Below are 11,473 nucleotides of genomic sequence, written 5' to 3'. Positions count from 1 at the left end.
GAACCGGAGATCGACGTGGATAAGCCAGAGCCCCGGCTGGCAGAACACGCACGCCCGCCCGCCGAAACAACTCAACGAAAAGCGAAACGCGGCTCAACCGAATCGCGACGGTGGATCAGGGCTGAGATGGACGGCATCGAGGCGACCGGCGTGATCGCCTCGCGCTGGCCCGACATCCGCGTGCTCGCGGTCACCACGCTCGACGGCAGCGACACGGTGCTCCCGATGCTGAGCGCCGGCGCTTCCGGCTACCTGCTCAAGGACTCCAGCGCCGACGACATCGTCACCGGCGTGCGCGAGGTCTACAGCGGTGCGAGCTCCCTGTCTCCCCGCATCGCGTCGATGCTCATCAAGCACGTCCGCGACTCCACCCCCGTCGCCACCGACGCGGAGGCTCTCGAACCGCTCACCGAGCGCGAGGTGGAAGTGCTCAACTGCCTCGCACAGGGCATGTCCAACGCCGAGATCGCCAAGACGCTCATCGTCTCCGAGGGCACGGTCAAGGCGCACCTCGGACGCATGATGTCGAAGTGGCACCTGCGCGACCGCGTGCAGATCCTCGTCACCGCCGCCCACGCGGGGCTCGTCACCTTCCGCTGATCACCGTGCCGGTTTTGCCGGTCACAGTGCGAGCAGCACGATCCCGGCGACGACCACCAGCGACGCCCCGATGCGCCACCACGGTCGCGACTCCCTGAGCACGAAGACGCCGAACAGGCTCACCAGCACCACGCTCACCTCGCGCAACGGGGCGACCAACGCGACCGGAGCGATCTGGATGGCCATGAGCACCAGGATGTACGACAGCGGTGACAGGATGCCGAACACGACGAGGCGGCGCCACTGCGTGCGCCCCAGTGCCCACACCGCTCCCCACCGACGACGCACCGCGAGCGAGTAGAAGGGGATCTGCAGCAGAGTCGTGCCCACCATGAACGCGACCGGCGACAGCTCCCAGGTGCGCACTGCATGCGCATCCCAGATCGTGTAGATCGCGATCGCGACGCCGGTGAGCAGCCCGAAGAGCAGACCGGGGTCGATGCGGCGGCCACCCCTGCCAGTGCCGCGGTCGACGAGGCCGATCGCCACCACGCCCACGATCACGGCCGCGACGCCGACGAGTGCCACTACCGAGGGGCGCTCCCCCAGGAGCAGCACGGCCACGATCACAGACAGGAACGGTCCGGTGCCTCGGGCCGTCGCGTACACCGTGGAGAGATTGCCCTCCCGGTAGCCGCGTTGCAGCACCGCCATGTAGCCGACGTGCAGCGTCGACGACACGGCGACGCCGAGGAGGAACGATCCGAGGTCGTCCGTGCCGAGCCCTCCCGTGAAGGGCACGGCGCCGATCCACACCGCCGTGCTGCCGACCGCGCCCCACCAGAGGAACGGCACGCCTGCCTTGCTGATGCCGTGGGCGATGATGTTCCACGCCGCATGGGCGATCGCGGCGCCGAAGACGAGGACGAACGCGAGTGCCGACACGATGAGACCCTTCCGTTCGGCGCGGGCGCGACGAACAGGGTCCTCCGGGCTTTTGTCCTGTCAGATGACGGCCCTCCTGCGGAGGCGGACCGTGGCGCCGCTCGGACCAGTCGGGCGTGAACCCCGGAACCCTAGGCGCTATCGCGTTCACCCTAACCCCGGTGTATGAACGCCAGGGAAACTCGCCTCACCTCCGCCCGGGAGTTGGCACCTGTTGTCGCCATCAGCCCGCCTCGGCGACAACAGGTGCCAACTTCTTGGCGACTACGCTCGAAGGACCGCCCGTCTGCAGGAAGGCCTCCCCATGCCCGTCACTCCGGTCGCTCTCGCCCACGCCGAAGACCTCGCCGACTTCGTCGCCGCATCCCCGTCGAGCTATCACGCGGCAGCCGAGGTCGCACGTCGCCTGGAGGACGCCGGGTTCATCCGACTTCGCGAAGAGGACGCTTGGCCGGCTCCCGCGGGCGGGCGCTACGTGGTGGTGCGCGACGGCGCGACGATCGCCTGGACCGTACCGGCGGATGCCACGGCCACGACCCCCGTGCAGATCTTCGGTGCGCACACCGACTCCCCCGGCTTCAAGCTCAAGCCGCAGCCCACCACGGGATCCCGGGGCTGGCTGCAGGCGGCGGTGGAGGTGTACGGCGGCCCGTTGCTGAACTCCTGGCTCGACCGCGAGCTCCGCCTCGCCGGACGCCTGGCACTCGCGGACGGTCGCGTGGTGCTCGCCGACACGGGTGCACTGCTGCGCCTGCCCCAGCTCGCCATCCACCTCGACCGCGGCGTCAACACCGGGCTCGCGCTCGACAAGCAGGTCGAGACGCAGCCGGTGTGGGGCCTGGGCGACCCGAGCGAAGCCGACATCCTCGCCGAGCTCGCCGCATCCGCCGATGTCTCGGCATCCGAAATCCGCGGCTACGACGTGGTGGTGGCCGACGCCGCACGGGGCGCCGTGTTCGGCAAGGACCGCGCGTTCTTCGCCTCCGGCCGCCTCGATGACCTCGCCTCGGTGCATGCGGGGGTCGTTGCCATGGCCTCCCACGCGCCCGCGGACGGCGCACCGATCGCCGTGCTCGCCGCGTTCGACCACGAGGAGCTCGGTTCGGAATCGCGCTCCGGCGCCGGCGGCCCGTTCCTGGAGGATGTACTCGAGCGCGTCTACGCCGGCCTTGGGGCGGATGCCGCCGACCGTCGTCGTGCGTACGCCTCGTCGTGGTGCCTGTCGAGCGACGTCGGCCACTCGGTGCACCCCAACTACGCCGCCAAGCACGACCCCGTGGTGCAGCCGGTCCTCGGCTCCGGCCCGATCCTCAAGCTCAACGCCAACCAGCGCTACGCGACGGATGCCGTGGGCACGGCGTCATGGCTGACCTGGTGCGAACGCGCCGGAGTGGCCGCGCAGGAGTTCGTGTCGAACAACAGCGTGCCCTGCGGATCCACGATCGGACCGATCACCGCGACCCGGCTGGGCATCCGCACGGTCGACGTCGGCATCCCGATCCTCTCCATGCACTCCGCGCGCGAGCTTGCCGGGGTCTCCGACCTGCACGACCTCACCCGCGTCGCGCAGTCGTTCTTCGCCGGCTGAGCAGGTCGGCGCGCGCCGCCGCCACATCCGCCCTGGCACCGTGCGGCAGTGCCAGGATGTGAGCATGACGGAGAACAAGCCGGGCCTCATCGAGCGTGCGGGCATCGAGATCATCCCCGAGTCCGAGCGCACCGCGAAGCCTCGTGACCTCTTCTGGCCGTGGTTCGCCGCGAACGTGTCGGTGTTCGGCATGTCGTACGGATCGTTCGTGCTCGGCTTCGGCATCTCGTTCTGGCAGGCGACGCTGGTGTCGGTCATCGGCATCGTGGTGTCGTTCCTGCTGTGCGGACTGATCGCGATCGCCGGCAAGCGCGGCTCGGCGCCGACCATGGTGCTCTCGCGTGCGGCGTTCGGCGTGCAGGGGCAGAAGGTACCCGGCATCGTCTCGTGGCTGACCTCGATCGGCTGGGAGACGTTCCTCGCGATCATGGCCGTGCTCGCGACCGCGACCGTGATCACGCAGCTCGGCGGCGACGGCGACAGCATCGCGCTCAAGGTCGTCGCGACCGTGATCGTGGCGGCTCTGATCGTCACGGCATCCGTCCTCGGCTATCACACGATCATGAAGCTGCAGTCGGTGCTGACCTGGGTCACCGGTGCGGTGACCATCCTGTACATCATCCTGGCCGCACCGACGATCGACTTCGCCGCGGTGCTCGCCCGCCCCGACGGCGGCATCGGTCAGGTCATCGGCGCCCTCGTCATGGTCATGACCGGATTCGGCCTCGGATGGATCAACATCGCCGCGGACTGGTCGCGCTACCAGAAGCGCACCGCATCCGACGGGGCGATCGTCGCGTGGAACACGATCGGCGGCTCGGTCGCCCCGGTCATCCTGGTCGTCTTCGGCCTGCTGCTCGGCGGATCGAACGAAGACCTGCTGAACGCGATCGCCGTCGACCCGATCGGCGCACTCGCCGGCATCCTGCCGGTCTGGGTGCTCGTGCCCTTCCTGCTCACCGCCGTGCTGGCGCTCGTCTCGGGCGCCGTGCTGGGCATCTACTCCTCCGGGCTCACCCTGCTCAGCCTCGGCATCCGCATCCCGCGTCCCTCGGCCGCCGCGATCGACGGCGTGATCCTCATGATCGGCACGATCTTCGTGGTGTTCTTCGCCACCGACTTCCTCGGCCCGTTCCAGAGCTTCCTGATCACGCTCGGCGTGCCGCTCGCCTCGTGGGCCGGCATCCTGATCGCCGACATCCTCCGCCGCCGGAAGGACTACGACGAGGACGCTTTGTTCGACAGCCGCGGCCGCTACGGCGCGTGGGACTGGATCTCGATCGGCACGATGGTCGTGACCAGCGTGATCGGCTGGGGCCTGGTGCTGAACGGCTTCGCCGAGGACGCCCCCTGGAACAACTGGCAGGGCTATCTGCTCTTCCTCGTCGGCGGCACGGACGGCGACTGGGCGTACGCGAACCTCGGCGTGTTCTTCGCGCTCGTGCTGTCGTTCCTGGTGACGTACTTCGCACGGGCGGGAAAGATCCGCCGCCAGGAGGCCGTGTGACCGCGCCGGCCGAGGATGCCTGGCTGGTCGTGATCGACCCGCAGGCGATCTTCGCCTCGCCCGACTCCGCGTGGGGCTCTCCGTTCTTCGCCGACGCGGTGCCGCGCATCCAGGCTCTCGCCGCCTCGTTCGGGGACCGGGTGCTCGTCACCCGGTGGATGCCGACGGCCGACCGCTCCACGTCGTGGGGCGACTACTTCGCCGTCTGGCCGTTCGCCGACCAGCCGCCGAGCGATCCGCTGTTCGCCCTCGTTCCGGACGCCGTCGACCTGTCACCGCATCCGACGATCGACCTCCCGACGTTCGGCAAGTGGGGGCCGCAGCTCGAGGCGATCGTCGGGCAGGGGGCGCATGTCGTGCTCACTGGCGTCTCCACCGACTGCTGCGTGATCTCGACTGCGCTGGCCGCGGCCGACGCCGGAGCCCGCATCACCGTTGTCGCCGACGCATGCGCGGGTTCGACGGCGGAGAATCACACCGCGGCGCTGCAGGTGATGGGGCTCTATCCCCCGCAGATCACCGTCAGCGACACAGCCGCCGTGCTCTCCCGCTGAGCATCAGGCCGCGGAGCGCACCGCCGCGGCGATGTCGGACGGGCTGCCATGCCACGGCGCGCCATGACCCGGGAGCACCCAGGAGGCGGAGACCGCGGCCAGCTGGTCGAGCGAGGCGATGGCCTCTGCCGGCTCGTCCGTGAACGGCGCGGGCTGTGCGCCGGTGCGTCCGGTGAGAACGTGACGTGTGGTCAGCGCATCGCCCACGAACACCGCATCGGCCGCGGGAACGTGCACCGCGATGCTCCCCGGCGAATGCCCGGGCATGCCGATCACGACGGGGGCGCCCGGCAGGTCGAGCACGGCGCCGTCTGCCACCTCGGTGACCTCGGAGACGTGGGCCGTGCGCAGCGCGTTCTTGCGGATGCCGTAGGCGAGGAAGCCGAGCGTCGGTCCGAGCCGCGCCGGGCCCATCGCGGTCTTCGGCTTCTCGCCCGTGCGCACCCGATGCGCGTCCGCCGCGTGGATGAAGACCGGCGCTCCGGTCTCACGGCGCAGACGTTCTGCGAATCCGATGTGGTCGCTGTCACCGTGCGTGAGGACGAGGCCACGGACGTCTGACAGCGGCCGCCCGAGCGACGCGAGCTCGTGCTGCAGATCGTGCCAGTGCCCGGGCAGCCCCGCATCGATCAGCGTGATGCCTTCGGGCAGATCGATGAGGTACGAGGCGACGATGTCGTTGCCGAGACGGTGCAGGTGCGGTGCGAGCTTCATGGCGGATCCTCTCAGGATGATTGCGATGGCTACGATACGTAGCTATCATGGCTATTGTCAATAGCCATCCAGGAGGATCCGATGCCCACACCCGAACGCACATCCACCGAGGCGATCGTCGCGGCGGGGCGGGAGATCCTCGAGTCGGCCGGACCCACCGGGCTCACGATGCAGGCCGTCGCCGAGCGGGTGGGCGTGCGCGCACCCTCGCTCTATAAGCGGGTGCGCGATCGCGACGCCCTGCACGCCTCCGTCGCCGCCGCTTCCATCGACGCCCTCACCGCGCGGCTGGAGAACGCCGGCGACGACATCCCCGCCCTCGCCCACGCATACCGGGGATTCGCGCACGACCACCCCGAGGGTTTCCGCTTCATGTTCACGATCGCAGCCCCGCACGACGCCCTGGAGCGGTCGGCGGCACCGCTCATCCGCGCGGCCTCCAGCCTGGTCGGCGAGGCTGACGCCCTCGACGCCGCGCGATTGTTCACAGCCTGGGCCACCGGGTTCCTGCAGATGGAGCTGTCCGGCGCCTTCCGCCTGGGCGGCGATGTCGATCGCGCATTCGAGTACGGCCTGCGTCGCCTCATCGCCGGGATGGCCGCCTGAGTCCGGCACCCGTACATCTTTCGGTGCACGGATGTCGGGAGGACGGACGGATGTCGGGAGTAACCGGGTGGTCTCGCCCGACATCCGGGAACGCTCCCGACATCCGGCACCCGGTTACTTCATCGTGTCGAGGATGCCCACGAGGTCGTCGAACGTGGTGAGCGGGTTCAGGATCGCGAAGCGCGTGTTCGGACGCCCGGCGTGCGAGCTCGGCACCACGAACGCCCGCTGCGAGTCGAGCAGCGCCGCGGACCACCGGTCGTAGTCGGCACGCTCCCACCCGTCCCGCTCGAACACGACGATCGAGAGCTGCGGGTCGCGCACCAGACGCAGCTCCGGCCGTCGGGCGATCTCGTCGGCGATGCGCCGGGTCAGCGCGAGGCCCGCACTTACCGCCTCGCGGTAGGCCGTGACCCCGTAGGTCGCGACCGAGAACCACATCGGCAGTCCGCGCGGACGACGAGTGAGCTGGATCGAGTAGTCCGAGGGGCTGAACTCGTCGACCTCGGTCAGGATGTCGAGGTACTCGGCGTGCTGCGTGTGGGCGCGTCGTCCGCTGTCGGGGTCGCGGTAGATCAGCGCGCAGCAGTCGAAGGGCGCGAACAGCCACTTGTGCGGATCGACGATCACCGAGTCCGCACGCTCGACACCCGCGAAGACGTGCCGCGCTTCGGGCGCCAGCATCGCAGTGAGGCCGTAGGCGCCGTCGATGTGCAGCCAGAAGTCGAACTCGTCCTTGAGCGCGGCGATGCCGGCGATGTCGTCGACGATGCCGAAGTTCGTCGAACCGCCGGTCGCCACGACCGCGCAGATCTCGTCGCCGTGCTCCTCCAGCGCCTCACGCACGGCATCGGCCCGCAGCACACCGTCGTCGCCTGCGGGCACGAGCAGCACATCGGCATCCATGACCTTTGCCGCCGACTTGTTCGAGGAGTGCGCCTCGACGCTGCACAGGATCTTCCAGCGGGCCGGCAGCCCCTTGCCCGCGGTGATCAGGCGCGCCTTCGCGGCCTCCCGTGCGGCGACCAGGGCCGAGAGATTGCCGATCGTGCCGCCCTGCACGAACACCCCGCCCGCGGTGTCGGGCAACCCGAACTCGCTCGCGAGCCACGCCAGCACCTCGTTCTCGGCGTGCACAGCACCCGCCCCCTCGAGCCAGCTGCCGCCGTACAGACCGGATGCCGAGACGACCAGGTCGAACGCGATCGCCGCCATCGTCGGCGCGGTCGGGATGAACGAAAGGTACAGCGGGTGGCTCGTGGTGAGGCACGCGGGAGCGAGCACGTGCTCGAACACGCTCAGCGCACGGGCCGCACCGAGGCCCGCATCGGTGATCGTCGGCCCGACGAGACGGCGCAGCTCGGCCTCGGACTGCGGCTTGTCGAGCGGCACGTCGGCGGCGAGCATACGGCGGCGCGAGTAGTCGAGCACGGCATCGACGATCGCGGTCGATTCGGGCGAGGCCGCGTGCATGCGCACAGCATCCATGGGCATTCCTTACGTGGGTTCGGGTCGGGAGTCGGCAGGGCGGGAATCGACGGGGATGGCGGCGGGTGCGGCGCTGTCGAGCACGGCGGAGAGCGCGCGTCGGGCCAGGTCGGCGCGATCGCGCGGCGCCCACTTGACGAGCGAGTGCGCGTTCATGCCGTCGACCATCGCCAGCAGCAGCCACGCGGCGGTGTCGGCGCGCCCCGCCGCGATGTCGCCGGCCGCCGCCGCGCGCGCGAAGATCTGCTCGAGCGCGCTCTGCCAGCCGTCCATCTCCTGCCGCACGCGGGCGGCGAGCGCATCGTTGCGGGCGCCCAGCGCCCACGCCTGCACCCAGATGAGCGTCACGTCGTCGCGGTCGGCGTCGAGCAGCGTCTCGATCAGTCGGAGCAGCGCCTCCCGCAGGTCTCCGGTGGCACCGAACGCCGCGATCACCTCTTCGCGCTCCGCCGCCACGATCAGGCCGAACACGTCGGCGACGAACGTGTCCATTCCCGGTCGGTAGTGCGCGATGAGTGCGGGGGTGACACCCACACGGGATGCCACGGCGCGCACGGTCAGCGCCTCGAGCCCGCTCTCTCGCGCCAGCCCGATCGCACCCTCGAGGATCGAGTGATCGCGCTCCTCGGGCGACATGCGGCGGGCGGTGGCGCCTGTTGACGTGGTCTTCATCAGGGGCTACCGTAACACCTGTTGATCGCATGTTCAATAGACGAATCAGCCGCAACGAGGAGAGCACCATGAGCTGGCGCATGCCCACGGAGACCGCCCGTCACGAGCGCACCTGGATGGCGTTCCCCGCCGAGGGCGAGACCCTCGGCCACAGCGACACCGCCCGCGAGGAGGGCTACGCCGCCTGGACGGCCGTGGCGCACGCCGTCGCCGAGTTCGAGCCCGTCACGATGCTGGTCGATCCGAGCGAGCTCACCCGCGCCCGACGCATGCTCAGCGGCAGCATCGAGATCGTCGAGGCGCCGGTCGACGAGTTCTGGATGCGCGATTCCGGGCCGACGTTCGTGGTCGACGACGAGCGCCCTGGTGCACTAGGCGCGGTCGACTGGATCTTCAACGGGTGGGGTGCGCCGGAGTGGGCCGAGTGGCGCAAGGCCGCCCAGCATGCACGCATCATCGCGGAAGCGGTCGGTGCCGAGCTGGTGAGCTCGACACTCGTGAACGAAGGCGGCGGCATCCACGTCGACGGCGAGGGCACCGTACTGCTCACCGAGACCGTGCAGCTCGACGCCCGTCGCAACCCCTACGCCGACAAGCAGCGCGTCGAGGCCGAGATGGCGCGCACGATCGGAGCGACCAAGGCCGTGTGGCTGCCCCGCGGTCTCACCCGCGACTACGACGACTTCGGCACGAACGGGCACGTCGACATCGTCGCCACGATCGTCTCACCCGGACGACTGCTGCTGCACGACCAGCAGAACCCCGACCACCCCGACCACGCCGTGACGCGCGAGCTGCGCGCCCTGCTCTCGGAGCAGACCGATGCCGCGGGCCGCCGCTTCGAGATCATCGACCTGCCCGCACCCTCCACCCTGAGCGACGACGAAGGACCTGTCGACTGGAGCTACGTGAATCACCTGGTCACGAACGACGGCGTCGTGGCGTGCGGCTTCGGCGACGAGCAGGCCGACGCCGCCGCGCGCGCCATCCTGTCCGATGCCTACCCCGGACGCCGCGTCGTCACGGTCGATGCGCGTCCCCTGTTCGACCGGGGCGGCGGCATCCACTGCATCACCCAGCAGCAGCCCGCGCTCGACGGGACCCGCTGATGTTCGACGTCGTCGAGGCGTCGATCGCCGAGCTGCGCGACGCCCTCGAGACGGGCGCGACCACGGCGGTCGATCTCGTCGACGCCTATCTCGCACGCATCGTCGCGTTCGACGGGCCCGACACCGCGACCGCGTTGAACGCCGTGGTCGTCGACAACCCGGAGGCACGCGCCGAGGCCGCCGCATCCGACGCCCGCCGCGCCCGCGGCGAGACGCTCGGTCCACTCGACGGCATCCCGTACACCGCGAAGGACAGCTACCTGGTGCGCGGACTCACCGCGGCATCGGGAAGCCCAGCGTTCGCCGCCCTGGTCGCCCAGCGCGACGCATTCACCGTCGAGCGACTGCGCGCGGGCGGGGCGATCTGCCTCGGACTGACGAACATGCCTCCGATGGCCAACGGCGGCATGCAGCGCGGGGTCTACGGACGCGCCGAGAGCCCGTACAACGGTGCCTTCCTCACCGCGCCCTTCGCCTCGGGATCGTCGAACGGTTCCGGCACGGCCACGGCCGCGAGCTACGCCGCATTCGGGCTGGGCGAGGAGACCTGGTCGTCCGGACGCGGTCCCGCCACCAACAACGCCCTCTGTGCGTACACGCCGTCCCGTGGCGTGATCTCGACCCGCGGCAACTGGCCGCTCGTGCCGACCATGGACGTGGTGGTCCCGCACACGCGCACGATGGCCGATCTGCTCGAGGTGCTCGACGTGATCGTCACTGATGACGACGAGACCCGCGGCGACTTCTGGCGCACCCAGCCGTGGATCGAGCTGCCCGCCGCATCCGCCGTGCGCCCGGAGTCGTATCGGTCGTTGGCCGTGGGCGCACAGCTGGTCGGCGCGCGCATCGGCATCCCGCGCATGTACATCAACGCCGACCCGGATGCCGGCCGCGGCGAGCACCCCGGCATCGGCGGCCCGACCGGGCAGCGCATCGAGACGCGTGCGTCGGTGATCGAGCGCTGGGAGGCCGCCCGACGCGACCTCGAACGCGCCGGAGCCACGGTGATCGAGGTCGACTTCCCCGTGGTGTCGAACTACGAGGGCGACCGCCCCGGTGCGCACACCATCGCGACCCGCGGCCTCGTGTCGCCCGAGTACCTGCACCGGGAGATCGTCGACCTCTCGGCGTGGGCATGGGAGGACTTCCTGCAGGCCAACGGCGACCCCGCGCTGCACACACTCGCCGCGGTCGACGGCGCCACGATCTTCCCGCACCCCGAGGATGCACTCCCCGACCGCTACACCGGCTTCGACGACGACATCGCCGAGTACCCCGACCGGGTGCGCGACAACCCCGGCGTCGGCATCAGGGACATGCCCGAGCTCGAAGGCGGGCTGCGCGGACTGGAGGAGACCCGGCGCCGCGACCTCGAGGTGTGGATGGACGTGCTGCGGCTCGATGCGGTGGTGTTCCCCGCAGTCGCCGACGTGGGTCCCGCCGACATGGACGTGAATCCGGAGTCCGCCGACCTGGGGTGGCGCAACGGCACCTGGATCGCGAACGGCAACCTCGCGATCCGCCACCTCGGCATCCCGACGGTCACGGTGCCGATGGGACTGATGAGCGACATCGGCATGCCGATCGGGCTCACCTTCGCGGGGCGGGCCTACGACGACGCGAAGCTGCTGCGCTTCGGTGCAGCGTTCGAGGCGGCTGGCACTCCGGGCAGTCGGCGCACACCGCCACCGCGCACACCCGCACTCTGACCACTCCACGCGAACATTTCACTCCTGTGACGCTCGACACA

Annotated in this window: 11 protein-coding genes; 7 read left to right on the top strand and 4 right to left on the bottom strand. The window is 70.1% G+C overall.

Going from position 1 to position 11,473, the window contains the following annotated elements; genetic code table 11:
• The first annotated feature begins 126 nt into the window (after window positions 1-126).
• A complete protein-coding gene (locus tag WFM69_RS04505; RefSeq protein ID WP_337002059.1) occupies window positions 127-600 on the top strand; it encodes a response regulator transcription factor in 474 nt (157 codons plus the stop codon).
• 21 nt (window positions 601-621) lie between these two features.
• On the opposite strand, the gene WFM69_RS04500 is transcribed toward WFM69_RS04505, so the two are convergent.
• Complete coding sequence (locus WFM69_RS04500) at window positions 622-1,485, bottom strand: EamA family transporter (protein ID WP_337002057.1); 864 nt, start codon at window positions 1,483-1,485, stop codon at window positions 622-624.
• 304 nt (window positions 1,486-1,789) lie between these two features.
• Between WFM69_RS04500 and WFM69_RS04495 the strand changes: the two genes are divergently transcribed.
• The 3 genes from WFM69_RS04495 (at window position 1,790) to WFM69_RS04485 (ending at window position 5,134) form a co-directional block, all read left to right on the top strand.
• Window positions 1,790-3,073 (top strand): M18 family aminopeptidase, encoded by a 1,284-nt coding sequence (locus WFM69_RS04495; protein WP_337002055.1) that lies wholly within the window; start codon window positions 1,790-1,792, stop codon window positions 3,071-3,073.
• 64 nt (window positions 3,074-3,137) lie between these two features.
• Window positions 3,138-4,580, top strand: coding sequence for a purine-cytosine permease family protein (locus tag WFM69_RS04490; protein ID WP_337002053.1), 1,443 nt, complete (start codon window positions 3,138-3,140; stop codon window positions 4,578-4,580).
• On the top strand, window positions 4,577-5,134 hold the full coding sequence (locus WFM69_RS04485; protein ID WP_337002051.1) for a cysteine hydrolase family protein: 558 nt from the start codon (window positions 4,577-4,579) through the stop codon (window positions 5,132-5,134). The genes WFM69_RS04490 and WFM69_RS04485 overlap by 4 nt, the downstream gene beginning before the upstream one ends.
• Window positions 5,135-5,137: 3 nt before the next feature.
• Here the strand turns inward: WFM69_RS04485 and WFM69_RS04480 are convergent, their stop codons facing one another.
• Complete coding sequence (locus tag WFM69_RS04480; RefSeq protein ID WP_337002049.1) at window positions 5,138-5,848, bottom strand: MBL fold metallo-hydrolase; 711 nt, start codon at window positions 5,846-5,848, stop codon at window positions 5,138-5,140.
• A gap of 81 nt (window positions 5,849-5,929) precedes the next feature.
• Here WFM69_RS04480 and WFM69_RS04475 point away from each other — a divergent pair, with 81 nt between their 5' ends.
• Entirely contained in the window at window positions 5,930-6,454 is a 525-nt protein-coding gene (locus WFM69_RS04475) for a TetR/AcrR family transcriptional regulator (RefSeq protein ID WP_337002047.1), read from the top strand.
• A gap of 114 nt (window positions 6,455-6,568) precedes the next feature.
• On the opposite strand, the gene WFM69_RS04470 is transcribed toward WFM69_RS04475, so the two are convergent.
• The gene (locus tag WFM69_RS04470) at window positions 6,569-7,942 is read right to left on the bottom strand and encodes a pyridoxal phosphate-dependent decarboxylase family protein (protein WP_337002045.1); all 1,374 of its coding nucleotides are present in this window, start codon (window positions 7,940-7,942) and stop codon (window positions 6,569-6,571) included.
• 9 nt (window positions 7,943-7,951) lie between these two features.
• The gene (locus WFM69_RS04465) at window positions 7,952-8,614 is read right to left on the bottom strand and encodes a TetR/AcrR family transcriptional regulator (RefSeq protein ID WP_337002043.1); all 663 of its coding nucleotides are present in this window, start codon (window positions 8,612-8,614) and stop codon (window positions 7,952-7,954) included.
• A 68-nt stretch (window positions 8,615-8,682) separates the two neighbouring features.
• On the opposite strand from WFM69_RS04465, the gene WFM69_RS04460 reads away from it, so the two are divergent.
• Together WFM69_RS04460 and WFM69_RS04455 are read left to right on the top strand one after the other, a co-directional pair.
• Window positions 8,683-9,723 carry an agmatine deiminase family protein gene (locus WFM69_RS04460; RefSeq protein WP_337002041.1) on the top strand — a complete coding sequence of 347 codons (1,041 nt, stop codon included), beginning with the start codon at window positions 8,683-8,685 and terminating at the stop codon, window positions 9,721-9,723.
• Window positions 9,723-11,432 (top strand): amidase, encoded by a 1,710-nt coding sequence (locus WFM69_RS04455; RefSeq protein ID WP_337002039.1) that lies wholly within the window; start codon window positions 9,723-9,725, stop codon window positions 11,430-11,432. The genes WFM69_RS04460 and WFM69_RS04455 overlap by 1 nt, the downstream gene beginning before the upstream one ends.
• Window positions 11,433-11,473: the final 41 nt, after the last annotated feature.

It is taken from the genome of Microbacterium sp. LB12 (assembly GCF_037150835.1).
GTDB lineage: Bacteria > Actinomycetota > Actinomycetes > Actinomycetales > Microbacteriaceae > Microbacterium.
This window is presented reverse-complemented; position numbering and strand designations above follow the sequence as displayed.

Excerpts from the sequence above, each read along its gene's own strand:
- WFM69_RS04470 (WP_337002045.1), bottom strand. The coding sequence starts at position 7,942 with ATGGATGCTGTGCGCATGCACGCGGCCTCGCCCGAATCGACCGCGATC.
- WFM69_RS04460 (WP_337002041.1), top strand. The coding sequence starts at position 8,683 with ATGAGCTGGCGCATGCCCACGGAGACCGCCCGTCACGAGCGCACCTGG.
- WFM69_RS04465 (WP_337002043.1), bottom strand. The coding sequence starts at position 8,614 with ATGAAGACCACGTCAACAGGCGCCACCGCCCGCCGCATGTCGCCCGAG.
- WFM69_RS04455 (WP_337002039.1), top strand. The coding sequence starts at position 9,723 with ATGTTCGACGTCGTCGAGGCGTCGATCGCCGAGCTGCGCGACGCCCTC.
- WFM69_RS04495 (WP_337002055.1), top strand. The coding sequence starts at position 1,790 with ATGCCCGTCACTCCGGTCGCTCTCGCCCACGCCGAAGACCTCGCCGAC.
- WFM69_RS04490 (WP_337002053.1), top strand. The coding sequence starts at position 3,138 with ATGACGGAGAACAAGCCGGGCCTCATCGAGCGTGCGGGCATCGAGATC.
- WFM69_RS04480 (WP_337002049.1), bottom strand. The coding sequence starts at position 5,848 with ATGAAGCTCGCACCGCACCTGCACCGTCTCGGCAACGACATCGTCGCC.
- WFM69_RS04505 (WP_337002059.1), top strand. The coding sequence starts at position 127 with ATGGACGGCATCGAGGCGACCGGCGTGATCGCCTCGCGCTGGCCCGAC.
- WFM69_RS04475 (WP_337002047.1), top strand. The coding sequence starts at position 5,930 with ATGCCCACACCCGAACGCACATCCACCGAGGCGATCGTCGCGGCGGGG.